The organism is Clostridium amylolyticum (genome assembly GCF_900142075.1).
Lineage (GTDB): Bacteria > Bacillota > Clostridia > Clostridiales > Clostridiaceae > Clostridium_AA > Clostridium_AA amylolyticum.
The window spans coordinates 658,652-683,008 of the sequence record NZ_FQZO01000001.1 but is presented as its reverse complement, the minus strand read 5'-3'; the positions used below and the strand labels follow the sequence as shown (position 1 = coordinate 683,008).

Here is a 24,357-nt window from a genome sequence, read left to right as displayed (position 1 = left end):
CTATATATTCTCTTTATTTATTCCAGTTAGTACTTTAGAATTGTTACCAAACTTAGTTACTTCAAGAGGTGATATACCAAGTTCCTTGGCTATTATCGCTATAGTCTTTGGAGTGCAGAATCCTGCTTGGCATCTACCCATTCCAGCTCTTGTTCTAATTTTAACACCATCTAAAGTTTTTGCTCCTAATGGTCTTCTCATGGCATCTAAAATTTCCCCTTCTGTAACCATCTCGCATCGGCATATTATATGTCCATATTCTGGTTTTTCCTTAATAAGCTTCTGCTTTTCTTCCTTTGATAGTTCACTGAATTTAATTATTCCCTGCCTTTTTTCTATAAAATCTTTTTTCAAAGAAGGTTTTAGTTTCTCTATTATAATATCTTTAATCATCATACCTACTGCTGGGGAAGCTGATAAGCCTGGGGACTCAATACCAGCGGCATTTATAAATCCAGGTACATCTTTTGCTTCTCCAATTATAAAATCACCGGTGTTACCTGTAGCTCTTAGTCCGCTAAAAGATGTTATTACCATATTCATAGGTATATTAGTAACACTTAAAGCTGCTTTTTCCATTACTTCTTTTATACCTTCCTTGGTAGTGGTAACATCGTCTTTTTCATTAATGTCTAAGGCGTTAGGTCCAATAAGCAGATTTCCATGTACTGTAGGTGTAACTAAAATTCCTTTTCCTAACCTAGTAGGTAATTGGAAAATTGTATGAGCTACCTTTTCTCCCGCGGTTTTATCAAAAAGAAGATATTCTCCTTTTCTTGGTCTGATATTTATTTTGTTATTACTTATCATATTATTAAATTCATCACTATAAACCCCTGTAGCATTTACAATAAACTTTGACTTAATTTCTTCTTTTCCATCGCTTATTATAAACTCATCCTTTGCTTTTTTCATATCCATAACTTTATAGTTGAATTTAAATTCTACACCATTCATAAAAGCATTTTCTGCAAAAGCCAAATTCATTCCAAAAGGGCATACTATCCCTCCAGTTGGTGCATATAAAGCCGCTTTAACCTCTAAGGATAAAGCAGGTTCCATTTCTCTTGCTTCCTCTCCAGAAATTACTTTCATCCCTTCCACACCATTTTTTTCTCCTTGAGCTTTTAGTTCATGAAGTTTAGGTATATTTTCTTCTTCGAAACATAAAACCATAGAGCCATTTTTTTTGAATTCGAAATCTAGATCCTCTGAAAGCTTATCCATGATTTTATTACCCATTACATTTAGCTTAGCCTTTAAAGATCCTGGAACGGCATCAAATCCTGCATGGATAATTGCACTATTTGCTTTAGAAGTACCCATATTAACATCATTGTTCTTTTCAACTACACAGATTTTTAAATCATACCTAGATAACTCTCTAGCTACAGCAGTACCCACAACACCCGCACCTATAATTACCACATCAAACATAAATATTTCCTCCTTATCTTTAAAAAAGTAAAAAGAACCACACTATAAGCATTCGCTTTAGTGATGGCTCTCTATAACTCGCCAAAAATATTAATCTTTGTTTATATTATAACATATATTTTTTATTTCAACTATATGTAATACAAAGTTATTTAATTTTATTTATAACTGGTATTATTAATATAAGCCCATAAATACATACTATATCCTAGTGGCTAATGTAGCTATCATAAGTCCATTCCAAATTAATAGTACCTTATCATCTTTAATCAAATAGGTCTTGAACCTGCAAGCCTCTCTGCTTTATTTTTATATTTTTGTGGCTAGATTCCAATCTAACATAGAAATTTAAATAGCCCCTATTTCAAGTCGATATTCTATACAGTTAATTCTAAAGCATCCATTTCTTCATCATTAAACGATTGTCTATCAAATTCTCCTTCAGAATTAGCAATTAACACTGCAGTTACACAGCTGCCAGTAACATTTGTGGCAGTTCTTGCCATATCTATAATGGTATCAACGCCTACTAGCATAGCAATACCCTCTACCGGAAGTCCCATACTTGCTAAAACCACTGTAGTCATAATTGATGCTGTTCCAGGAACTCCAGCAGTGCCAAAGGAAGCTATTGTAGTTATCAGTATAAGAATTAAATATCTATCAAAGGTTAATGGTGTATCATACACCCTTGCCACGAATATTGCGGCCATTACTGGGTAAAGTCCACCACAAGCATTCATACCCATAGAAGCTCCCATTGGAGCAACAAAGTTTGCAATTCTTTCAGAAATTTTCACTCTGCTTGTTAAACACTTTATTGTGGCTGGAAGGGTTCCATAGCTGCTCCTTGTAGTAAAGGCAACTACTTGTGCTGGGTATATGGCCTTAAAAAACTTTAATGGGTTTATTTTAGAAACAAAGGCTAATAATCCTGTGTAAACCACTGCTACTTGTACTATGCAGGCTATATATACTGCTATAATAAATTTTCCAAGAGGTAATAGCGTTGAAAGACCATACTTAGCAGATACAGCAGCCATAAGAGCAAATACCCCATATGGAGTTATTTTTAATACCATCTTAGTAATTCTAAACATTACTTGAGCAAATCCATTGATAACAGCTATTGCAGGTTTAACTATCTCTGGCTTTTTAGCGTTTTCAATAGTAATTGCAACACCAACAAACATTGAGAAAATTATTACGGGTATTATCTTTGCATTTGCTGCATCAGCAACAGGATTGGAAGGTGTTAAATCAATTAGTACTTTTCCAAAGTTAGGTATTTCTTTAGCCTTATAAGCTGTATCCATAGTAAGCTTAATTCCAGCACCAGGGTCAAAAATTAGACTAAGTAAAACTCCAATGGTAGAAGCAATAGCGGTGGTTACTACTAACCAAGCTAAAGTCTTAACCCCTATGCTTTTAAGTTTAGCTGGGTCATCAAGATTAGTTATACTTGAAATTATAGCAGATGTAACTAATGGAATTACAAGCATCTTAATTAAGTTAATATAAATTTGCCCAATAGGCTCAATAACTAAGGTTGTCTTTTTAAATATGGCTCCAAAAGCAATACCTAAAAACATTGCTAGAAAAACTCTATTTCCAAAGCTAACCTTCTTCTTCTTTAAAAAGTGCAAGAAACTAATTATTAATACAGAAATCAATAGTACTATATATTGTGAATTCATAAATTTCCTCCTTATGTGGTAAAGTTATTGTTCAAATTATACTTTGGCTATAAATTCTAATGCTTGCACACGGCGCCTTAGCATACAAACAAAAAAACTCCTGCCTCAGTATAATTTATACAGAGGCAGAAGTTTTACTTCTGCGGTTCCACTCTGATTAGACGTAAACGTCCATCTCTATCAAGCACTTGCATGCCATAGCTCTATAACGGGAGCACCCGTATGGCCTACTAAGTTTCGGCTTACTGCTCACAGGGGCACTTCAACTATATTTCAACATAAAGCTCTCTCAGCTATAAAGCCTCTCTCTGTTTGTTTCCTATAGTTTACTTTTCCTGATCATCGCATTTTAAAATTAATTCATAGTATTTCTATATGATTTATAATATTATCATTTTTTAATAAAAAGTCAATATATTTTTTTAAAAGTAATTTCGAATAAAATTTGCTAATGTTTATCTGATTTGGCAAGTTCTCCTTTATAAGACTCATCATTTTTATCCTGACAACTATCTATCTCCATGCTACCACCAAGCATCCTTGGCAACATTAAAATCATCATTATTGGACACAAAAAGGGCACAATAAAAGCTATTACACCACTGGCTCTAGGACTAACTCTTGATATTATTGGCAACAAGGCAATAACAAATATCGGTAAGCCACAGCATATAGACATGTGTAATATATGCTTCAAAGAGCTATGTTTATGAGAGGTTTGTACTTCTTTACTATGTTCATGACAATTCATATATCTAATCCTCCTATATGTTTTATATTGATAAAGAAATAAATAATATCATGACTATATTATATACTTACCATATGTAGATTATATGAAAAAACAAAAAATCTATTTATAATTTATAGTCTAATATACTTTCATAAACTATCCTTAAATTTATTACTATTTTACATTATTTAAATTTCGAATAATTTTTAGATATTATGGAAAATATAAAATATTAAAGAGATTATCATAAGTATGAAAACGCTGATTAACAATCATAACAAAAGGAAGTAGATAAGTATATGTTAATAAAAAACATATGGTACAGGATAAAAACTTTGACAGTTCCCTTGCTTTATTGAAAGATGGATATCTGTTTATCAAAAACAGGGCTGATAAATATCAGTCTGATTTATTTGAAACTCACTTATTAGGCGAAAAAGTAATTTGCATCACTGGTAAGGAAGCAGCAAAACTGTTTTATGATCCAGAGAGGTTTAAAAGAAAAGGAGCGGCTCCCAGTCGTGTACAAAAAACATTATTTGGGGAAAACTCAATACAAACTATGGATGGTAAAGAACATATTCACCGAAAACAACTCTTTATATCATTGATGAACCCGCTATGTCAAAAGAAATTGGCTGAACTTGTAAGAAAAAAACTGCGATCTTCTATAGATAATTGGGAGAATACCAACAAGGTTGTACTTTTTCATGAGGCAAAGAAAATCTTATGCCAGGTAGCATGCAATTGGGCAGGAGTTCCATTGCAGGAGTCAGAAATAGAAAACCGAGCAGCAGACTTTAGTTCAATGGTTGATAGTTTTGGAACAGTTGGCCCACGGTACTGGAAAGGAAAAATAGCAAGATTCAAAACTGAAGAGTGGATAAAAGGGATAATAGAAGATGTTCGCTCTGGTAGTTTGGAAACTAAAAAAGATACAGCACTATATGCCATGGCTTTTCATATGGAACTTAATGGTAATGAGATGAGCACTCAAATGGCTGCTATAGAACTTATTAATGTATTGAGACCCATTGTTGCTATTTCTACCTTTATTACCTTTGCAGCTTTAGCTCTTAATGAACATCCAGAATGTAAAGAGAAATTACTTTCAGGGGACAAGAGCTACATGGAAATGTTTGCACAAGAGGTACGACGTTATTACCCTTTTACCCCTTTCTTAGGTGCAAGGGTGAAAAAGAATTTTGTATTTAATGAATTAGAATTTGAAAGAGGAACTTTGGTTTTACTTGACGTTTATGGTATTAACCATGATGCTCGCATATGGGAAAATCCTGCTGAGTTTAATCCAGAAAGGTTTAAACTTTGGAAAGGGAGTTTATTTGATTTCATTCCCCAAGGTGGCGGTGATGCTTCCAAGACACATCGTTGCCCTGGCGAGGGTATTACCTTAGAAATTATTAAGGAAAGTTTAGATTTTCTCGTTAACGATATTGAGTTTGAAGTTCCAGACCAGAATTTAAGCTATTGTCCAGTAAAAATACCTACTCTACCTAAAAGTGGATTTATAATGAGTAATATTAAACGAAAATTCTAAACTATGAGTATATAGAATTTAGTAAGTTACTATCCATCTTCATTAACATTTATTTAAAAACATTACAGTTCTAAAAAAATTAAATGTAAAGAATTCTATAATAAGCAGTTAGAATTATAATAAAATTCATAACTGCTTATTATTTAATTAATAATCTCCCCTTTTAAGGGAACCTCACTTTTTTAACTAAATTATATATTAATGCTTACTATTAAGAACCTTGCATTCTTCTAAAAAAATCGGACCTCCTCCACTTTCATTATTCATTATCAACCTAAGCAACTTTATTTTTCAGTTTATTACAATCCTTAAGAGCTTCCATATAAATTTCTTCGATTCTATTAACTACTTCATTATAGTCCCTTACAACTTTTTCTGAATACTCTCTTTTATATTTCTTACTAAATAAAATCTTTAATAATTTAATAATCATCATCTCCTAACGATTTATTTAAAACCTTATGTAAAAGTAGTCTAATAAAATTAATTGTCAACCTCATTCACTTTATTTAGTGTGGTATCTTGTTTCACTATATTCATATAATATCTAAAACTTATGAAGATATTATGTAGCTTGAAAATTACATTTATTAAAAGAAGCTTATCTAAATGCACTGGGAATATTACTTTTTGTAATAGATTTTGCTTCAAAGTTTTCTCTAGATAAGTTCACAGATATATCGCCAACATCTTTAATAGGAGTAGAAAGTCGTTTAATATACGAAAATTTTTAAATGAAAAATCTTCGTACAAAAAAAGAGCCCTTTCAGCTCTTTAAAACCATTTTGAAACTTCATTAATAAGACTAAAGTTTGTTAAATCATATTGCAGTGGACTGATAGTTACATATCCATCTCTTAAATAAAAGGTATCTGTACCTTCATGGTGTATATCTATCAACTCATCCCTTAGTTCATAAACTACGCCATCTTCTTCCTGTTTAATGGCCACATAATTGTTTGTGTAGGACCTTGCACCTACCTTGCATACCTTAATACCCTTTATGTCCTCTTCTGGAAGAGCAGGAACATTTACACTTAATACTATCTTACCTTCAAGATCATTTTCTTTTGCTATCTTAACTACTGTGCTAGCATATTTAGCTGCTGCAGTAAAATCTTCAAATCCATCTTTAATATGCTGAGATACAGCTATGGAAGGTAATTTGTAAAGTGCTGCTTCAATAGCTGCAGAAACAGTACCGGAATATAAAACATCAGTGCCTAGGTTTACACCATAGTTTATGCCTGAAACTACCATGTCAACATTTCCATCTGTAAGTTTATCTAATGCCACTCTAACACAATCTGCAGGTGTTCCATCCACGCTATATGCTTTTGATTTAAGTCCTGGTAATTTTACTTCCTTTACCAAAAGTGGTCTAGTAATGGTGATACTATGGCCTGAAGCGCTTTTTTGCTCACTGGGTGCAGCCACTATAACCTCATGCTCTTTTTCTAATTCTTTAGCTAAAGCTAGTATTCCGATTGCATCTATTCCATCGTCGTTAGTTACTAATATTCTCATATTTGCCCTCCTATAAGTCAATTATTTTCTTTAAATAATAATTATTATAAGTAAATATTAACATATATTTTTAATATTATATCAATTTTTTAATAAAATTATTTATTTATTTATTTTTATTCCATTTGCAAGTAAAATTTGCTACTATTTTCATATAAGGGTATTATTAAAACAAAATTATTATTAAGGTGAGGCTATTATGATTAAACAAGATAACAACTTAGATAATGAGAATAATTCTTCTAAAAAAAGTATCAGGACATTAATTACCATTACTTTATATATAGCATTTGGCTTTTTATGGTTATTCACTTCTAAATCATTAGTACAGTTAATTGTTAAATCTAATTTAGACAAAACTCTCTTCTTATATTGGGAAGGAGCTTTTTTCATAGTCATTAGCGCAGCAGGACTTTACCTATCTATTTCTAAATTAGAAAGATACCTTTATTTAAGTATAAATAGGCTAAGACGCTCCAATGAAAATCTTAGAAGCGCTAAAGAAAGACTACATAAGCAGCTAGAAGAAATTAATTTAAAAGAAAATGCTTTAAGAATAAGTGAAGAAAGATATAGACTCGCCTCTGACGGATCCCAAGATGGTATTTGGGATTTAGATTTAGTTAAAAATGAACTTGTTATTTCCTCTAGAGCGGAAAATTTAGTAGGTTTAAATAAAACAGTTTTCAATGTTAAAAAAAAACAATGGAAAGAATTTATTCATCCCAATGATAGGGATTACCTTTTAAATACCCTAAATGATTATTTGTTTGGTAAAATTGATGTGTTTAATGTGGAATGCAGACTAAGACGCAAGAAGGGTGATTACCTTTGGATATCTTTTAGAGGAAAAGGTATATGGGATGAATATGGCAATGCACTAAGAATTGCTGGTTCTATCACAGATATAACTGAAAGAAAACTCCATGAGCAAAGAATATATAATTTAGCTTATTATGATCAAATAACCGGTCTCCCTAACAGGAGCAGCTTTTTTGAACAGTTAAATAAAATCATACAAAATTCTTATAGGAATGATAAAAATTTTGTAGTATTTTTTATAGACTTAGATGACTTTAAAGCAGTTAATGATACACTAGGTCACGATTGTGGTGATGTACTGATGAAAGAAGTATCTCAACTTATTAAAGATATATTTAAGGATTGTTTTACTGCAAGGTTTGGCGGAGATGAATTTATTGTAATAAAAGAAATTAATACTGAAAAAGATAATATTTCAGATATTAGCAAAAATACTGTTAATTCCTTAGGGAAAGCATGGACTATTAATAACCATGAGTTTTATATTTCTGTAAGTATAGGTGTATCTATTTTCCCTATTCACGGCACTACACCTCAAGACTTAATAAAAAATGCAGATATGGCTATGTACACTGCAAAATCTAATGGAAAAAATACCTACGCAATTTTTAATCCTTCCATGAGAAATGATTTATTAGAAATGTTTAAATGGGAAAAAGACCTGGTAAAAGCTTTAGAAAATGATGAATTTAAAATATACTACCAGCCTCAAGTTTCTGCCACGGATGAAACTATTTTAGGAGCGGAGGCTTTAATAAGATGGAACCATACTGAAAGAGGCCTTATCTCACCTAATGAATTTATACCTATTGCTGAAGAAACTGGATTAATAGTGAATATTGGTGAAAAGATCATAGATAAAACTATTGAACAAATAAAACATTGGAAAGATAGTAATATTAAGGTAGTTCCTATTTCTATAAACCTTTCTCCACTTCAGTTTCAACAACAAAATCTTGTACAGTATATAGATAATGTTCTGCAAAATTACAACATAGATCCATCCTTAGTAAAGTTTGAGATTACAGAAAGCACTGCATTAAAAGATATCAATCAAACCATAAACACTATAAAAATTTTTAATTCCATGGGGATAGAAGTAGCTTTAGATGATTTTGGCACAGGTTATTCTTCCTTAACTTACCTTAAGCAACTACCTATATCTTCCTTGAAAATAGATAAAGCTTTTATAAGAGATATTAATAGCGATATTAGGGAAGCATCTATAGTACTAAATATTATAACTCTTGCCCACGACCTTTCAATTAAGGTGATAGCTGAAGGGGTGGAGACTCTAGAGCAATACACCATATTAAAAGATTATGGCTGTGATGAAATCCAAGGTTATTACTTCGGTAAACCCATGCCTGTAAGTGAGTTTGAAAGCTTTATAAAGAAAAATCCTTAAATAAATATTCATAAAAGGAAAACCAAGGTCTTAGATACATATTTATTTAAGAGCCTCGGTTTTTCTATATTTTAATTAAAAATCATTAATTACCTACTAGTATCCTTTAAAAAAGTTAGAATTAATGATTTTATCACTTATTTCTAAGGACTTTATTCTCTCCTCCACTTCCTCATTACTATGCGATTTTCCTTTGTACTCTCCTAAAGCTGTAATGACAAAGTCTTTATTAGTGTTTAAAAGATTTCTACCTAGGGTAGCTCCTTCCAATTCTGATTTATCAATATCCATCAAATAGGCTAGAGTTGGTAGTAAATCTACCTGACCTGCCGTAGTATCAAATACTTCCCCTTTAATATTTTTAGAATAGATTATAAGTGGTACTCTTAAATCATTTTCTAAAGCAAAGTGATATTTTGAAGGCAGTTTCTCTACTTCATCAGCATAGTATTTATTTATTCCTTCATGGTCTCCATAAATAACTACTGTAGTATTATCCAAAATCCCTTTTTTATCCAGTTCCTCTAATAACATTCCTATTTGTTTATCTGTATATCTCACCGTCTGAAAATACTTACCTAGTATAGACTTATCTAGCTCATCTTCTAGATGTAGAGTTTTATATTCATCTGGTAATACAAAAGGTCCGTGATTGGTAAGGGTAACTGCAAAGTTTAAAAATGGCTTACCTTGTTTATCTATAATATCAGCTAATTGCTTAAAAAAACTCTCATCACTTAATCCCATACCTATCTTTTCATCTTTTTCGAAAGCTGTTATATCAAAACACTTATCATACCCAATGGAAGATAGAGCATTTACCCAATTCCAATAACTCCCCTTATCTGCATGAGCTGCAACAGTGCTATATCCTCTCTTCTTCAATAGGTTTGGAAGTGAGCTTGGATAAGAATTATTAGGAAATCTAAAAAATGTACTTCCAGCTCTAACAGGCAATAAGGATGTATTAGTTATTAATTCCGCATCAGAAGTAGTTCCTTTATAGGTTTGCTCGTGAAAATTATTAAAATATAGAGAGTTTTTTAAAAGCTTATTCATATTAGGTGTTATTTCCTGACCATCTACTTCTTTACCTATAACAAAATTTTCAAGAGATTCTACCTGTATAATTAATAAATTTTTATCCTTTAAACTTCCTTTATATTTATTATCAGGTAAGTTTTCTTCTTGTCCTACAAGCCATGAATATATTTGATTTTTCTCTTCAGCAGATAAATTTAAGGGCTTACTCTCCTTAAAATATTTAACAGTGTCCACCACATGATATCCAATAGGGGTAAGTGCATACATGTTTTCATTAGGAGCCCAGCTTATAGAAAAAAGTTTTTCATCTTTACTATTATGATTTATTACATCATGGTTAATATATATATTGACTAAAACTAACATACTAGTTATAGATATTATTGCAAATACTGATTTGCTTCTTTCATTAAAACCTTTTATAAGAAAGCTTATAGGTATAAATAAAATTAAATCTAATATAATTAATAAGTCTACCTTTCTAAATAATGAAAATATGCTATCCCCTAAATTATCTAAGTTAGTAGTTAATTGCAGTAAATGAGGGTTTAAAAAAGAGCTATTACTTCTGTAATAAAGTATATCACCAATATATATTACCGTTATAACTAAATTAATTATAAAAAATGACCATTTTGATTTCTTGGTTAGGAATCCAAAGCTCAATATTAAAGCTATAAAAGCTACATAAATTATTAAGGATGGATTTTTGTTACTAATAATATTTGTATTTAATTTTGAAGCTTTATCATCACTTATTATCATAATAAAAAAAATAGTCTTTAGCAAAATCCCAATAAAGTTGTATATAAAGGAAGAATTGAAAATGTTAAATACCATTTTCTTAATACTGTATTTTAGTTCTTCTGTTGGATTGTTAAATAATCTTACCATATTATCTTCCTCCTAAAATATTTGTTCCCTCATTACACACTAGAGTAATTATATATTAAAAATATTTAAAAATCCTAAACTTAACAAAAGGTTTAAGGTATATTTATAAATTAATAACTTATTAAAAATAAAGACTTTGAGAATAGTGTTTCTCAAAGTCTTTAAGAATATATTTATTTTAATATTAGAATACTTTCGTTATGTTTTCAAATATAGATTTATTTGATTGAATCTTCTCTTCATTACCTAAAACACATATATAATTTTCTTCCATACCCATTTTAAATAAACTACTGAAACTTTGTACTGTTTCACTATTTAAGCTTAGAATCTCATCTCTTTCTTTTTGAATATCCTCATAGGTAATTCCAGCAAAATATCTGCTATCGGATATATCCGAAATCATAGAAGGAGTTAAAGGGAAATCTAGCCTGCTTATAGTTCCTAAAATATACTTAACAATTTCTCTCTCTCCACCTTGAAAGTCCTTTAGATAGTTAAATATATTGTCGTAAGCATTTATAGTTTCAGCTAATTTAGGATCCCTATAAGAAGATATATATACGCTTCCATCCTTCAGAACATTTACATTAACCCCATATGCTCCCCCCATAACCCTAACTTTATTCCACAAATAATCCAAGGTTAGTATATTTTCAATTACTCTTAATGCACCATTATATTCAAAGCCTAATTCTTTGTAGTTAAAGCCTTTGGCAACATACTGCACTTTTGCTTCTGTGGTTAATCCTTCATTTTTTTTGCCTACTCCATAATTATATGAGACTTTATAAACCTTATCACAGTTTAGGTATTGAGAAACCACATTTAATGCTTCTTCTAAGCGATTATAGTATTCTTTCTCACAAGTATAGCTAATAGTAAGATTGTTTAAATTAAACACCAACTCCTTAACCTTAGCCAAGTTATTTATTAACACTTCATATTCATCATTATAGTTTTCTTCTAATGTACATAAGAATCTATAATAACTTAAGCCTCTTACAGTTTCATCATAGATTCCCTTAGGGGTTAAATAAGAAAGAACCTTAAGGCTTGCAATACTATGACCGCTATTGTAAATAAGGCTTTCCATTCTTGCCTTTTGCTCCCTTATAAGGGATAGTATCTTACTTTTTTCACTAAACTTCGTATTCTTTATAATTTCTCCTATAAGGTTAGAAAGCTCTGGAAGCTTTTCAATCAATGCTTTAGATTTCACTGTAAGCATAGGTTTAAAATCTTCAGTATTATCCTTATTACTAGAAGTGTTTACAACAAAATTTATACCTCCAGTATTTATATTAATCTTATTACTTAAAGATTCATAACTGTATTTATCAGTACTTAATTTGGATAGAAGGTCCCCCAGGAGTCTAATATAAGGTACTAATTCTTCAGGTACGTTAGAAGTATCAAATATAAAGTTTAAATATGCTATCTTATTAGTAAATACATCATGGAATAAAACCTTAGTATTCTGTAATTGTAATTCTTCTATAGGCAGCCACTCAGCTTTTTTGTCAATATCTGAAAGAGCTAGCTGAGGAATGCTATGAAGAACTTCCTCACTGTCTTGAGACTGTTGTCTTTCTCTTAATCTTTTTGTGTTTGATATAATTTTTTCTATTTCTTTAGAATTTAAGGATGACTTATAATCCTTTAACTTTTTTTCCAAGTCTTTAGCTTTTTTCTCACCTAGTCCCTTTTCAGGTTTTAAAATAACTAGGGAGCTATGATTGTTTTTAAGGATATATTTATCTATAAGCTCTTCAAAATAATTAGTGGTAAGAGCCTGCTTAATTTTATTTATATGATTATCATATTCCAGGTGTAACAATGGGCTCTCATCATGAAGCCAGCTTTCCATAGCGCCCATATAGTATACTAACCCCTTAGGGTATCCTCTAAAATCACTTTCTCTCAGCAAGAACTCTTGAAAGTTTATGCTGGCTTCTATAAGTTCCTTATCAATACCGTTATCTACTAAAGCTTTAAGGGTATCAAATACTACCTGTTGGAATTTTTCTTTGTTTTCTTCTTCAGAATTCTTTACTATTATGCTAAGCACTGGCTGCTTGCTGCTACTGTCGTAATCTCCATTCACACTTTTACCTATTTCTGCTTCTATTAGTGCTTTCTTTAAAGGAGCAGCTGGGTTTTGAATAAGCATATAGGTTAAAACTTGGAATGCTAAACTTAGTTCTGCATCCATGGATGTTCCTATGGAAAAATTAAGACTTAAATATGTTTTATCTTTATCTTCCTCTTCTTTAGAGATGGTGTAAGGTATTACTATTTCCTTCATTTCATTAAAAGGTTTTTGTGTGTAAATTTCTGAATCAGGGGATATTTTTTCATAATCTTTTAAATAATTATCTATTAGCTTAAGCTCTTCTGTAACTTCACCATCACCATAAAGGAAAATATATGAATTAGATGGATGATAATATCTCTTATGGAAATTAACAAAACCCTCATAGGTTAAATTGGGAATCTCATCAGGGTCTCCTCCAGAATCCACACCATAAGTAGTATTTGGCATTAAAGAGCTAGGAATATATCTATATAAAAGAGAGTCCGGTGAAGAGTATACCCCTTTCATTTCATTATAAACTACGCCATTTATAATAAGTTCTCCTTCAGGAGAATTAAGTTCATAATGCCAACCCTCCTGCATGAAAATCAGCGGCTCATTATATATTAAAGGATGAAGTACTGCATCTAAATATACATTAATTAAGTTATGAAAGTCTTTACTATTTCTACTGGCCACCGGATAAATGGTTTTATCTGGAAAGGTCATAGCGTTTAAAAATGTATTTAATGATCCTTTTAATAATTCTACAAAAGGCTCCTTGCTCCTATACTTTTCTGAACCACACAACACTGAATGTTCAATTATGTGTGCTACACCAGTGCTATCTTTAGGTGGTGTCCTAAATCCAATGCAAAAAACCTTATTGTCATCACTATTTTGAAGCTTGAAAAGTTTTGCTCCAGTTTTTTCATGAATAAATATCATTGCTTCAGAATTTAGTTCATTAATATATTTAGTTTCCTGTAACTTAAATCCATTATATATGTTATTCTTTTCCAAAATCATTTCTGTGCTCCTTTCAGTTTTTATTATGTAAGTAGTCTACTATTATTATCATTAATATTATTACTATTATACCTTATTATACTAATATTTACCTACATAAAAGTATAAGGCTAATAAAAAAGACAGCTTTTGCTGTCTTTAAGTATTATTTCGTTATAAACTACTTATCATACCTTATGTATAATTATTGATAATTAATATTACCTACCCATGGTATATAAATAGGAAATACCTTATCTAGTATGATCTTAAATTCTGATGATATTTGTTTTTCTCCTTTAATATCTTTCCAATCCCCTAGTATAAGTTTCTCAGCTTCATTTTGTTTAAGCTCTAAAGTCTCCTGCTTATATTGTATAACCTTTGCTTCTTGGGTTTCATAAAAATTCAAATTACTAAGTTCTTCCTCTGAAATGTACTGCTTAAAATAACCCTTTAGCTGAATCATAAGATCTGAAAAACTAATAATTTTAACCGTACCTAACTGATTTATTTCATCATAGTTACTTCCCATAGCCAAAAGGTATGAGCTTAATATATCTCTATATTCACAGCGAATAAGATATTCCTTTAAGTTATTTTCTTTTGCAGCATACTGCAATCCTTTTAGGATGCTAGAAATGTCTCCGCTATATTCTACCATGGTGCCATAAAGTTCATTATCTTCATTTTTCCTAACTCTTATTATAAAATATGCCACTATTTTACTATGTACTCTAACCAAGTATGTTTTATAATAAAAATCATCCCATATGGTAGTTGCCCCATTATAAAGCTTATTAAACTCACTATAACTTCTTATAAATCTTGATCTATGGCCGTTATATATTTTTATAAAATCCAAAGCATTAAAGTCAGTTACTTCTTCCACAGATATTTTAGGATTAATATCATCCATATTATTTAAAATATCAATACTTGTTTTAAATTCATAAAACTTTCCGCAGAAAGTACATCCTCTTCTTAAATAAAGGCTTCTTCCTCCAGATACAAATAATAAATGGGTATTACTCTCTTTTAGCCTTTTTTCTATATCATCTAAGATAATAGAAGAATACCCCTTTCCTCTATGATCATTATGAGTACAAACAGCTCCTATGGATGCCACATTAATTTCTGCACCTTCAATATTCATTTTTGAAGGATAATAATTTACATCTGCTGCAATGTTACCCTCTACTGAAATAACTCTCATGTTATCTAGATTTTCTTCGCTTAATAGCAGTGGAAACTCCTGCCCCATTGTAGGCTTTAACCCTGCGGATGTTCTAAAGGTCTTATTAATTAAATCTACTACCTCTGATAATTCTTCTATTTTACATGCTCTTGGTCCTTCCATAGTTACCTCCATTAATTCATCTTATTATAGTATCAACCCATTAATGTTAATTCTATATTAATACTCATAATCCTTTTATAATTACTCACAAAAATATTAAAAAAGCTTATCTCCATGAGATAAGCTTTTATTAAAGGATGGTTATTTAACTTTAGTATACTTCCAAGAATTTAATCCTTTATATAAATGGTATATTTCAGTAAAATCATTATCCAGTAAAACCTTAACTGCTCTAGGACTTCTTCCTCCTGAAGCACAATAAACTAGTACTGGTTTGTTTTTGTAATTTTTTATGATATTTACCCTATGATCTAATTCAGAAACAGATATTAATTTTGCCTTCTCAATATGTCCTCTTAAGTACTCTTCTTTGGTTCTTACATCAAGTACAAATACCTGTTTATTATCCTCCAATAATCTTTTAGCTTCTTCTGCATTAATATTTTTCACATTAGGGTGTTTAACTTTCTTAAATATGTTTTTTAAATATATTAAAACCACTATAAACACTAATAAAATCACATATTTATACATTATAATAATCCCTCCATATATCATTTGCTATATTTATATATCTAAATATATAAATATAGTCTCATTTAATTATAGTTTAGCTATAATATGAATTCAAGTGGATTATTATAAAAAATATTATAATACCTTAATCCAGTATCTACAGATGCCTTCATCTATATTCTTTAAAACTCCCCCATTATATTCAATAATCTTACTAGAAGCGATGTTATCTTCATTACAAGTAACCAAAACCTTATTTAGCTTTAATTTTTTTGCTTTTTTTAGGGTTTCTTTCAATATAATGTTTCCATAACCTTTTTCTCTTTCAGAAGGTCTAATGGAGTAGCCTATGTGACCTCCTTTTTTTAATAAATTATTTGTTAAGCTATGTCTTAACTTGCTGCACCCCACAGGCTTTCCCTCTATATAGAGTATATAAAAGCTTTGTCTTACATATCCAGGTAAAAGTCCTATACCTTTTGCTTCATTAACTCTATCTTTCTTAAACTCCGAAAAAAAGGCTATAGGCATATCATAATATCTGTTTTCGAAGCCATTTTCACCTGGTCCAATTTCTCTTATCATATCTAAAACTTCAATTCCATCATTTACATCAATATGTTTTAAAATAATATCTGACATGTAAAATACCTCTATATAAATAAAATAAATACTTCTCTTATAATTTATAATCGGCTATAATTCTATCTTCTCTCACTAGGCCTATATATTTAGCCACTTTTAAATGTTCTTCATGATTTTGGTATTCATTTAATGCATTTTCATCTTCAAATTCTGAATACAGCACTAAGTCATATGCAGCCTTATCTTCAGAAAAGTTAATACCAACTTCAATACTTTTTATACAAGGAATTTTAGATTTTAAAGCTTCTAATTCGTTTTTTATTTTATTGCAATTTTGTTCTTTGCTGTTACCTTCAGCAAAGTCTTTAATTTTCCACATTACTATATGTTTTATCATGTATTTCACCTTACCTTTATAAAATGTTAGTATATGATTTCTACATCCATGATTATTTTCCTTCCATAGGTATGCAAATAAAATTTTCACGGATTTTATTTAACTCATTCCAAGCTTTTTTATATTTTTTTAAAGTTAATATTATATATTCATCTGACAAATTCTTTGCCCTTTTAAAATCCATATTATGTTCCAGGTCTGCTAGCTTAACCTTAACGGCTGTCTTGTCTCTCTTAACTCTTTCAATATAATCAAAATAATCCTCATTTTCTCTTCTAGTTAAACAATCTAAAGTATACAAATTTTCCTTGGAAAAACCAAGAAATTCTAAATCTTTAAATGTTATCTCTGTATCTTCAACTAAATCATGAAGAACTGCACAAATCATTTCATTCTTTGTATCCATCTTATTCATAACATATAAAGGATGAAGTATATATGGCATACCCCCTTTATCTTTTTGATTAGCATGACCTTCTAATGCTAAGGAAATCGCTTTTTCTAAAATATCCATGGTTTCCCTCCTTATCATAACTTCATAATTTCCCTTTAATGTACTTAAGTAATATTTTAGTATTAATAAGATTATATTACAAACTTCATGATAATAAACTTATTATAAAAAATAATATTTTGCAATTGATAAAGCTTATCTTTTTAATAAATGCTCTTAGGCAAAAGCCTAAGAGCATTTATCTAATTCCAACAATAATTAAAAACTGAGCAGTTATATACGTGCTCATAATAATAACTCCAGAATAAGCATATTTTTCTTTAAAAGTATCGAAAGCTAGTACGCTATCAGAAATTATAAATATTATACTTCCTAAAAAAATAAGGACAGTGTTAATGGTAAAGCTTTGTAGCATCATCAATAATGAGATAAAACTCATTACCATTATTGTACTCATATACATTGTACCAAGTATTTTCATTGACCCTAAATATGGAAACAACCCTTTAACAAGTAATAAAGCATAAAATAAATAAAATATTATAAATACAAAATAGAAACCCTTTACACCTCTAATTGTAAAATTTAAATAAAATGCTACAATATACAAAATATGTCCACAAAAAAATGAAAGTAATCCTTTTGTAAAATGATTTTTGCTATCTAAAAGAAAAATATCTCCTAAAAAGCCGAATATAAGAGCCCCTATGATAATAAAATTAATATTTTGTGTTAAAGTAATATAGTATAAAATGAGTAAAGGCATTATAAGTGGCTTAGTTAAATAAATTCCTTTCAAATTATTTCTATAATTAAATATTATATTTAATATAGATACAGTAATAAAAGCAATTAAAATAAAAGTATTATACACAAATTTCTCCCCCTCTCAATTTTATTATAGACTATATATCCTAGTATTGACATTAATATTTTTAAGTGATAAAATTTAATAAATCCAATGAGAAGGAAGAGTACCTGTGTTAACTATGTTTCAGAGAGTTGAGGGTGGTGTGATCTCAATACAGAAGTATGCAGGGAATGGACCTTTAAGGAGTAAGCCGAAACCTTATTAAGGTAGTAGTACTTAACGGGATCCGCCCGTGAAAGCGGTAAGACATGATAGTGTCTGAATGAGATGTGCTTATAATAAGCATAATTTAGGTGGTACCGCGAATATAACTTCGCCCTATTGTTGGGTGAGGTTTTTTTATTTGTAAAAAATTATTATAAATACTCTTATATGAGAAATTATTAAGGAGGTGTTAAAAATGCCATGAAGTTTAATTTCCTATAAAAATAATAAATTTTATCTAAGAAAAACATTAAATTATTTAAAGGAGAGATATGATATGAAATTAAAAAATTTAGTACTCACTGCACTACTACTTGCTATAGGAATGATACTTCATCAATTTGCGCCTCCTATATTTGGAATGAAACCAGATTTTTTACTATCCATGATGTTTATAGCTATACTTTTCAATGAAGACTATAAGACTACTTTCATTATTGGACTAACCTCAGGAATATTAACTGCAGCTACTACTACTTTTCCTGGTGGACAGCTTCCAAATTTAATAGACAAAATAATTACCAGTCAAATTATATACATTATCATTATTTTACTTGGAAAAACCAATTTTATTTTTAAGACAAATAACACCTTAAAACTTACTATAGTATCCATATTAGGAACTGTTATTAGCGGAACGGTGTTTTTAGGAAGTGCTAATTTATTATTTTCTTTACCTGCACCTTTTAAAATATTATTTTTAACTGTGGTACTTCCCGCAACACTAATTAATACTGCAGCATCATTATTGTTATTTAACGTAATAAATATTGCAGCTAAAAGGTCTGGTTTATCAAAAATAATGGAAAAATTAAACTAGTTTAAGTAATATAAGTATTAAATTTATTTTTATGTGCAAAATAACCTTATTAATATTTAGAAAGGGGTATTTTGTATGACAGTAAATTCAGTAATGGCTTTTAGAGATGAGCAGGGAAACAGAATAGAATATAAAATTCTCGATGAAATCATAGTAAATAAAACAGGATACTTAATTATGTCTCCTGTAAATAACGCTGAAGCTTATGAATTTTATAAGCTTAAATTTGATAAACATATGGACGAAGAACTTTTGTCTGTGGATGATAATAAAGAAATAGAAATGGTAAAGAATGCATCACATTTAAAATTTTAAAAATATACCTCTGCTTAATTTTAGGCAGAGGTATATTTTATTTACTTAATTTCTTTTCAAAATCTTCCACTGCATTTTTAGTATAATTACCTCCTATAGCTCCTCCCACACTTCCACATGCCTTTGATGACATATTTCCCCAATCATAATCCTCAGGTATTTCTATTCCTAGTTCTTTAGCCTGTTCACTTTTAGATTTCAATTTATTTATTTTTTCTTCCATAATATCACCACCTTAAGTTATTAATAATAGTTTTATCCTATAAAATATTACTATTCACAAAATACAATTGTAATAATTTCCTGGGAAATAATGTTATAATTTTTACTTAATATTTAAATAGATTCGTTTTATCAGATGCATTTTATAAAATTATTATAGATAATTTTTAATTTAAAATATTTTAAATTTATCAATTAAATTTCACTAGACATTTTAAAATTAAATGTTAAAATATATATTGTACGGGGATGTAGCTCAGTCTGGGAGAGTACTTGAATGGCATTCAAGGGGTCGTGGGTTCGAGCCCCATCATCTCCACCAAAACGCCTAATGAGGCGTTTTTTTGTAACTTTTTTAAAATTGGATAATATTACTATATTATCTTAAGATATTACTTTAAGAACACATTAAATTAGTCAAAGGATTATTCTATAAACAAATAAATATAAGGATAATTTATGAAAGAGGTGTAAAAGATGAAAGATGATGAAATACTTAAAAAGTATGCTAGATTAGCTGTTAAGACTGGAGTTAATGTACAAAAAAATCAAACCCTTGTAATAATGTCACCTATTGAATGTGCTTATTTTGCTAGGATGATAAGCGAAATTGCTTATGAGGAAGGAGCAAAAGATGTAGTTATTCACTGGAATGATGAATTATTCACCAAAATTAGATTCATGAAAGCACCTGATGAAGTCTTTGACGAAGTTCCTAACTGGATAGTAGATTCATATTTGCATTATGCAAAGCAAGGAGCTTGCTTCCTATCTATATCAGCCTCAGATCCAGAACTTATGAAAGAAGTAGATGCTAAAAGAATAGGGCGAGCTCAAAAGGCTAGACAAAAGGCACTAAAAGAGTTCAACGAAAGACTTATGAGCAATAAAAATTGTTGGTCTATAGTATCAATTCCTACCTCAGCTTGGGCTGCTAAAGTCTTTCCTGACGTGTCAAGAGATGAAGCCGTTGAAAAATTGTGGGATTCAATTTTTAAAATAGTAAGAGTTGACAAAGAAGATCCAGTAGTTGCTTGGGATGAACACAAAAAAAATCTTAAGAAGGCCATGGACTTCTTAAATACTAATAAACTTAAATCCCTTCATTATAAAAACTCAAAAGGAACGGATTTAAATATTATGCTTCCAGACCATCATCTATGGATGGGTGGAGCTGATTATAGTGCTGACGGTACTGAATTTATTGCTAATATGCCTACTGAAGAAGTATTTACCATGCCTAAAAAGACTGGTGTAGATGGTATAGTATATAGCTCTAAACCTCTAAATTATGGCGGCAACCTTATTGATAACTTCTCCATTACCTTTAAGGATGGTAAGGTAGTTGATTATACCGCAGAAAAAGGCTATGATACTTTAAAAAATATCATAGAAACCGATGAAGGGTCACATTATTTAGGTGAAGTAGCTCTTGTACCCTTTGATTCCCCTATTTCAAATTCTGGAGTAGTATTTTATAATACTTTATATGATGAAAATGCTTCTTGTCATCTTGCCTTAGGTCGCGCCTATACTTTATGTCTCGAAGCTGGAGATACAATGACTGAAAAAGAATTAGAAGATGCTGGTGCTAACAATTCTTTAACTCATGTAGACTTTATGATAGGTACATCCGATTTAGATATTATGGGTATAACCCATGATAACAAGGAAATACAAATATTTAAAAATGGCAACTGGGCATTTTAATCGAAAATTTAGAATTTACAATGAATGATAAAACTCACAGAGTTTCTACAAATATACTAAGAAAAGAGTTCAAAGGCCTAAGGCCTTTGAGCTCTTTTCATTCTACATTGTTAGTTTTTCTGGTGCTTTTCCAGAAAAACTGTCCTTCATTTTACATTCTAAATTCTAAATTATCCTTTGCTATTATTCAATGTTTCTTCTGTATTGTTGAAGTATCATAGCTATAAGTTTGTTTGCTATATTAAAGTTCTTGTATTGGTGACTTATATTTATTATATTTTTATCTAGCAAGAAGAAATTACTTCTCCACCTATAAGCTATTAAAATACAAGTTAAAAGTTTGTTTATTTCTGTGGAGTCCTTGTCTAATAAGTTTTGCCCTATAAAATCCTTTACGTTAAATATCCCCGCATCGCTCTCAAAAGTTTCTTTTGTATCCCTAGACATTCTTATAAAGATTTCATTTAATTTCCCTTCAGTAACATACCTATCGTGAAAATAATCGAAATAAGCATCTATTACGCTAGAAGTTCTGTTTTGTTTCTCTAAACCTAAATCTTTTAAAACAAAATCAGCAATACTTTGAGCATTGGCCGCTCCTTTACATGCTTTTGCTTCAAACATATCCCACATGAAGGCAAAGGTCTTAAGATGCTCTAGGTCATTACTAGTAAGCTGCTCTTGATTTCCTATATAGGCATTAATCCATCTTAAATCATCAAATTCCAGATATAACATATTTTCGCCTCCTTTTGTCACCTACCATTATTATACAAAACAAAATGTAAAGTATCAAATTATAAATAAATAATTTTCTAAATTTATTAAAAATTCTAATATTTATCGCAATGTAATTCATGATATAATTTATATATTGGCTTTCTTAAAGTACTAGTATTATTTGTTATTTAATCGCTAATTTCTTAATAAAGGAGAGATATTATAATGCATAAATTAAAGGCTATTTTTAAATATGCAAGGAAATATAGAACCAAATATTATTTTGGTATTCTAGTATTATTATTGGTAGATTTAATTCAACTAATCCCTCCAAAAATCATTGGCAAAATCAGTGATATTTTACCTTCTGGAATTGCTACTGAAAAATTAATTTTACAGTATATTTTATTATTATTATTAGCTGCAACCACAGTGGCTATTGGTAGATTTGTATGGAGAATTCTTATAGTGGGAACTGCAAAGAAAATTGAATATGATATGAGAAATACCTTTTTCAAGCATTTGCAGGATATGTCCACTAATTTCTACAATAACAAAAAGACTGGAGATTTAATGGCCTTAGCTACTAATGATTTAAATTCTGTAGTACAAGCTTTGGGATTTGGAGTTGTTATGATAGTAGACTCTCTATTTATGTCTCTTATAACCATAATCATAATGCTCACCATAGATGTAAAGCTTACCTTAATTTCACTTATTCCCCTCCCCTTCATTTCTATTACCGCTTCAAAGTTTGGGAAAAAAATTCACAAAAAATATATGTCAGTACAAAAATCTTTTTCTTCATTAACAGACCTTACTCAAGAAAACTTTTCTGGTATACGAGTGGTTAAATCTTATGTTCAGGAAGAAAAAGAACTAGAGAAATTTAATACGCAAAATCAACAGAATTTTAAAGTAAATATGGAATTTGCTAAGTTATGGGGGTTAATGCAACCTTTAGTAGAGTTAGTCGCCTCCTTAGGCTTTGTTATATTCATAGGACTAGGTGGATTTTATGTGATGCAAGGTGAAATTTCTTTAGGTGATTTTGTAGCTTTTAATATGTACCTGGGACAGCTTATATGGCCTATGATGGCTATAGGCTGGGTGATTAATATCATACAAAGAGGCTTTGCCTCCCTAGAAAGAATTGAAGAAGTATTACATGAAAAACCAGAAATTGTAAGCACCCCTGGGGTGGTTCCAGTTAATTCCATCAGCGGCGACATTGTTATAGAAGGATTAACCTTCTATTATCCAGGAAGTAATTCCCCTGCATTAGAAGATATTAATGTTCGTATTAATAAAGGTGACACTCTGGGGATAATAGGTAGAACTGGAAGCGGTAAAAGTACATTGGTCAATCTACTGGTTAGGATATATAACTTACAGAAGGGTGAAATAATAATTAACGGATATGATATTAATTCAATACCTTTAAAAACATTAAGAGAAAACATTGGACTTGCATCTGATTCTTTTTTATTTTCTTCTAACATTGCTGAAAACATTAATTTATCACAGGATTATGTAGATATTGAATCCATAAAACAAGCTGCTATTGATGCTGATGTTTATGATAACATAATGAATTTCCCAGATAAATTTGAAACTATGGTAGGTGAAAAAGGAGTTACTTTATCCGGTGGTCAGAAACAAAGGATCTCCATTGCTAGAGCTCTTATAAAGGATCCTGAAATATTAATACTAGATGATTGCCTATCTTCAGTAGATGCTAAGACAGAAACAAAAATTTTAGAAAACTTAAAGTCTATTATGAAAAACAGAACTTCTATAATAATATCTCATAGAATATCAGCTATAAAGAATAGTGATAATATAATAGTTTTAGATGATGGGAAAATAATTGAATCTGGAACCCATAAGGAATTGCTTGATCTTAAAGGCTTATATTTTGAAATATATGAAAATCAATTACTAGAAGAAAAAATACAGGAGGAGGGTGAGAATTAGC

General features: G+C 30.1%; 21 protein-coding genes, 1 tRNA gene and 2 other annotated features. Of the genes, 7 read left to right on the top strand and 15 right to left on the bottom strand.

All coding sequences use genetic code 11. The features are described from left to right. The 3 genes from BUA82_RS03290 to BUA82_RS03280 all read right to left on the bottom strand — a co-directional run bounded on the left by BUA82_RS03290 (nt 1) and on the right by BUA82_RS03280 (nt 3,885). Nucleotides 1-1,437: an NAD(P)/FAD-dependent oxidoreductase gene (locus BUA82_RS03290; RefSeq protein ID WP_073004614.1), complete on the bottom strand. Its 1,437-nt coding sequence runs from the start codon at nt 1,435-1,437 to the stop codon at nt 1-3. Nucleotides 1,438-1,814: 377 nt separating this feature from the next. Beyond that, on the bottom strand, nt 1,815-3,134 hold the full coding sequence (locus tag BUA82_RS03285) for a dicarboxylate/amino acid:cation symporter (RefSeq protein ID WP_073004613.1): 1,320 nt from the start codon (nt 3,132-3,134) through the stop codon (nt 1,815-1,817). A gap of 118 nt (nt 3,135-3,252) precedes the next feature. Next, nucleotides 3,253-3,486: a binding site (T-box leader), on the bottom strand. Nucleotides 3,487-3,582: 96 nt separating this feature from the next. Further along, nucleotides 3,583-3,885 carry a hypothetical protein gene (locus tag BUA82_RS03280; protein ID WP_073004612.1) on the bottom strand — a complete coding sequence of 101 codons (303 nt, stop codon included), beginning with the start codon at nt 3,883-3,885 and terminating at the stop codon, nt 3,583-3,585. 298 nt (nt 3,886-4,183) lie between these two features. Here BUA82_RS03280 and cypC point away from each other — a divergent pair, with 298 nt between their 5' ends. Beyond that, nucleotides 4,184-5,425: a CYP152 family fatty-acid peroxygenase CypC gene (gene cypC / locus BUA82_RS03275; protein ID WP_073004611.1), complete on the top strand. Its 1,242-nt coding sequence runs from the start codon at nt 4,184-4,186 to the stop codon at nt 5,423-5,425. Between the two features lie 274 nt (nt 5,426-5,699). Here the strand turns inward: cypC and BUA82_RS20590 are convergent, their stop codons facing one another. Continuing rightward, entirely contained in the window at nt 5,700-5,858 is a 159-nt protein-coding gene (locus BUA82_RS20590; protein WP_178140678.1) for a hypothetical protein, read from the bottom strand. A 341-nt stretch (nt 5,859-6,199) separates the two neighbouring features. Continuing rightward, nucleotides 6,200-6,952, bottom strand: a complete 753-nt coding sequence (gene surE / locus BUA82_RS03270) for a 5'/3'-nucleotidase SurE (protein ID WP_073004610.1) — start codon at nt 6,950-6,952, stop codon at nt 6,200-6,202. Between the two features lie 199 nt (nt 6,953-7,151). Between surE and BUA82_RS03265 the strand changes: the two genes are divergently transcribed. Then, entirely contained in the window at nt 7,152-9,182 is a 2,031-nt protein-coding gene (locus tag BUA82_RS03265) for a putative bifunctional diguanylate cyclase/phosphodiesterase (protein WP_073004609.1), read from the top strand. 96 nt (nt 9,183-9,278) lie between these two features. Here the strand turns inward: BUA82_RS03265 and BUA82_RS03260 are convergent, their stop codons facing one another. From BUA82_RS03260 to BUA82_RS03225, 8 genes are all read right to left on the bottom strand, one after another. Next, entirely contained in the window at nt 9,279-11,120 is a 1,842-nt protein-coding gene (locus BUA82_RS03260; protein ID WP_073004607.1) for an LTA synthase family protein, read from the bottom strand. Between the two features lie 184 nt (nt 11,121-11,304). Next, nucleotides 11,305-14,226 carry an insulinase family protein gene (locus BUA82_RS03255; RefSeq protein ID WP_073004605.1) on the bottom strand — a complete coding sequence of 974 codons (2,922 nt, stop codon included), beginning with the start codon at nt 14,224-14,226 and terminating at the stop codon, nt 11,305-11,307. A gap of 184 nt (nt 14,227-14,410) precedes the next feature. Next, on the bottom strand, nt 14,411-15,565 hold the full coding sequence (locus BUA82_RS03250) for a GNAT family N-acetyltransferase (protein WP_073004603.1): 1,155 nt from the start codon (nt 15,563-15,565) through the stop codon (nt 14,411-14,413). Between the two features lie 141 nt (nt 15,566-15,706). Beyond that, a complete protein-coding gene (locus BUA82_RS03245; RefSeq protein ID WP_083599756.1) occupies nt 15,707-16,099 on the bottom strand; it encodes a rhodanese-like domain-containing protein in 393 nt (130 codons plus the stop codon). A gap of 117 nt (nt 16,100-16,216) precedes the next feature. After that, nucleotides 16,217-16,723: a GNAT family N-acetyltransferase gene (locus BUA82_RS03240; RefSeq protein ID WP_073004601.1), complete on the bottom strand. Its 507-nt coding sequence runs from the start codon at nt 16,721-16,723 to the stop codon at nt 16,217-16,219. Nucleotides 16,724-16,760: 37 nt separating this feature from the next. Further along, the gene (locus tag BUA82_RS03235) at nt 16,761-17,063 is read right to left on the bottom strand and encodes a Dabb family protein (RefSeq protein WP_073004599.1); all 303 of its coding nucleotides are present in this window, start codon (nt 17,061-17,063) and stop codon (nt 16,761-16,763) included. A gap of 52 nt (nt 17,064-17,115) precedes the next feature. After that, complete coding sequence (locus BUA82_RS03230; protein ID WP_073004597.1) at nt 17,116-17,577, bottom strand: bifunctional (p)ppGpp synthetase/guanosine-3',5'-bis(diphosphate) 3'-pyrophosphohydrolase; 462 nt, start codon at nt 17,575-17,577, stop codon at nt 17,116-17,118. 178 nt (nt 17,578-17,755) lie between these two features. Beyond that, entirely contained in the window at nt 17,756-18,391 is a 636-nt protein-coding gene (locus tag BUA82_RS03225) for a lysoplasmalogenase (protein WP_073004595.1), read from the bottom strand. Nucleotides 18,392-18,469: 78 nt separating this feature from the next. Beyond that, nucleotides 18,470-18,712, top strand: a binding site (T-box leader). Nucleotides 18,713-18,869: 157 nt separating this feature from the next. Here BUA82_RS03225 and BUA82_RS03220 point away from each other — a divergent pair. Together BUA82_RS03220 and BUA82_RS03215 are read left to right on the top strand one after the other, a co-directional pair. Beyond that, nucleotides 18,870-19,412: a tryptophan transporter gene (locus BUA82_RS03220; protein WP_073004593.1), complete on the top strand. Its 543-nt coding sequence runs from the start codon at nt 18,870-18,872 to the stop codon at nt 19,410-19,412. 75 nt (nt 19,413-19,487) lie between these two features. Next, nucleotides 19,488-19,727: a DUF1292 domain-containing protein gene (locus BUA82_RS03215; protein ID WP_073004590.1), complete on the top strand. Its 240-nt coding sequence runs from the start codon at nt 19,488-19,490 to the stop codon at nt 19,725-19,727. Nucleotides 19,728-19,764: 37 nt separating this feature from the next. On the opposite strand, the gene BUA82_RS03210 is transcribed toward BUA82_RS03215, so the two are convergent. Next, nucleotides 19,765-19,950, bottom strand: a complete 186-nt coding sequence (locus BUA82_RS03210; protein WP_073004588.1) for an alpha/beta-type small acid-soluble spore protein — start codon at nt 19,948-19,950, stop codon at nt 19,765-19,767. 244 nt (nt 19,951-20,194) lie between these two features. Here BUA82_RS03210 and BUA82_RS03205 point away from each other — a divergent pair. Both BUA82_RS03205 and BUA82_RS03200 read left to right on the top strand, forming a co-directional pair. Next, nucleotides 20,195-20,271: transfer RNA gene (locus BUA82_RS03205), tRNA-Ala, on the top strand. Nucleotides 20,272-20,426: 155 nt separating this feature from the next. Beyond that, complete coding sequence (locus tag BUA82_RS03200) at nt 20,427-21,659, top strand: aminopeptidase (RefSeq protein WP_073004586.1); 1,233 nt, start codon at nt 20,427-20,429, stop codon at nt 21,657-21,659. Nucleotides 21,660-21,842: 183 nt separating this feature from the next. Here BUA82_RS03200 and BUA82_RS03195 read toward each other — a convergent pair whose 3' ends face one another. After that, nucleotides 21,843-22,397, bottom strand: a complete 555-nt coding sequence (locus BUA82_RS03195) for a hypothetical protein (RefSeq protein ID WP_073004585.1) — start codon at nt 22,395-22,397, stop codon at nt 21,843-21,845. A gap of 207 nt (nt 22,398-22,604) precedes the next feature. Here BUA82_RS03195 and BUA82_RS03190 point away from each other — a divergent pair, with 207 nt between their 5' ends. Continuing rightward, the gene (locus BUA82_RS03190; protein WP_073004584.1) at nt 22,605-24,356 is read left to right on the top strand and encodes an ABC transporter ATP-binding protein; all 1,752 of its coding nucleotides are present in this window, start codon (nt 22,605-22,607) and stop codon (nt 24,354-24,356) included. Nucleotide 24,357 lies beyond the last annotated feature (1 nt).

Coding starts and splice junctions, on each gene's coding strand:
- BUA82_RS03290 (WP_073004614.1), bottom strand. CDS start 1,437: ATGTTTGATGTGGTAATTATAGGTGCGGGTGTTGTGGGTACTGCTGTA.
- BUA82_RS03285 (WP_073004613.1), bottom strand. CDS start 3,134: ATGAATTCACAATATATAGTACTATTGATTTCTGTATTAATAATTAGT.
- BUA82_RS03280 (WP_073004612.1), bottom strand. CDS start 3,885: ATGAATTGTCATGAACATAGTAAAGAAGTACAAACCTCTCATAAACAT.
- cypC (WP_073004611.1), top strand. CDS start 4,184: ATGGTACAGGATAAAAACTTTGACAGTTCCCTTGCTTTATTGAAAGAT.
- BUA82_RS20590 (WP_178140678.1), bottom strand. CDS start 5,858: ATGATTATTAAATTATTAAAGATTTTATTTAGTAAGAAATATAAAAGA.
- surE (WP_073004610.1), bottom strand. CDS start 6,952: ATGAGAATATTAGTAACTAACGACGATGGAATAGATGCAATCGGAATA.
- BUA82_RS03265 (WP_073004609.1), top strand. CDS start 7,152: ATGATTAAACAAGATAACAACTTAGATAATGAGAATAATTCTTCTAAA.
- BUA82_RS03260 (WP_073004607.1), bottom strand. CDS start 11,120: ATGGTAAGATTATTTAACAATCCAACAGAAGAACTAAAATACAGTATT.
- BUA82_RS03255 (WP_073004605.1), bottom strand. CDS start 14,226: ATGATTTTGGAAAAGAATAACATATATAATGGATTTAAGTTACAGGAA.
- BUA82_RS03250 (WP_073004603.1), bottom strand. CDS start 15,565: ATGGAAGGACCAAGAGCATGTAAAATAGAAGAATTATCAGAGGTAGTA.
- BUA82_RS03245 (WP_083599756.1), bottom strand. CDS start 16,099: ATGTATAAATATGTGATTTTATTAGTGTTTATAGTGGTTTTAATATAT.
- BUA82_RS03240 (WP_073004601.1), bottom strand. CDS start 16,723: ATGTCAGATATTATTTTAAAACATATTGATGTAAATGATGGAATTGAA.
- BUA82_RS03235 (WP_073004599.1), bottom strand. CDS start 17,063: ATGATAAAACATATAGTAATGTGGAAAATTAAAGACTTTGCTGAAGGT.
- BUA82_RS03230 (WP_073004597.1), bottom strand. CDS start 17,577: ATGGATATTTTAGAAAAAGCGATTTCCTTAGCATTAGAAGGTCATGCT.
- BUA82_RS03220 (WP_073004593.1), top strand. CDS start 18,870: ATGAAATTAAAAAATTTAGTACTCACTGCACTACTACTTGCTATAGGA.
- BUA82_RS03215 (WP_073004590.1), top strand. CDS start 19,488: ATGACAGTAAATTCAGTAATGGCTTTTAGAGATGAGCAGGGAAACAGA.
- BUA82_RS03210 (WP_073004588.1), bottom strand. CDS start 19,950: ATGGAAGAAAAAATAAATAAATTGAAATCTAAAAGTGAACAGGCTAAA.
- BUA82_RS03200 (WP_073004586.1), top strand. CDS start 20,427: ATGAAAGATGATGAAATACTTAAAAAGTATGCTAGATTAGCTGTTAAG.
- BUA82_RS03195 (WP_073004585.1), bottom strand. CDS start 22,397: ATGTTATATCTGGAATTTGATGATTTAAGATGGATTAATGCCTATATA.
- BUA82_RS03190 (WP_073004584.1), top strand. CDS start 22,605: ATGCATAAATTAAAGGCTATTTTTAAATATGCAAGGAAATATAGAACC.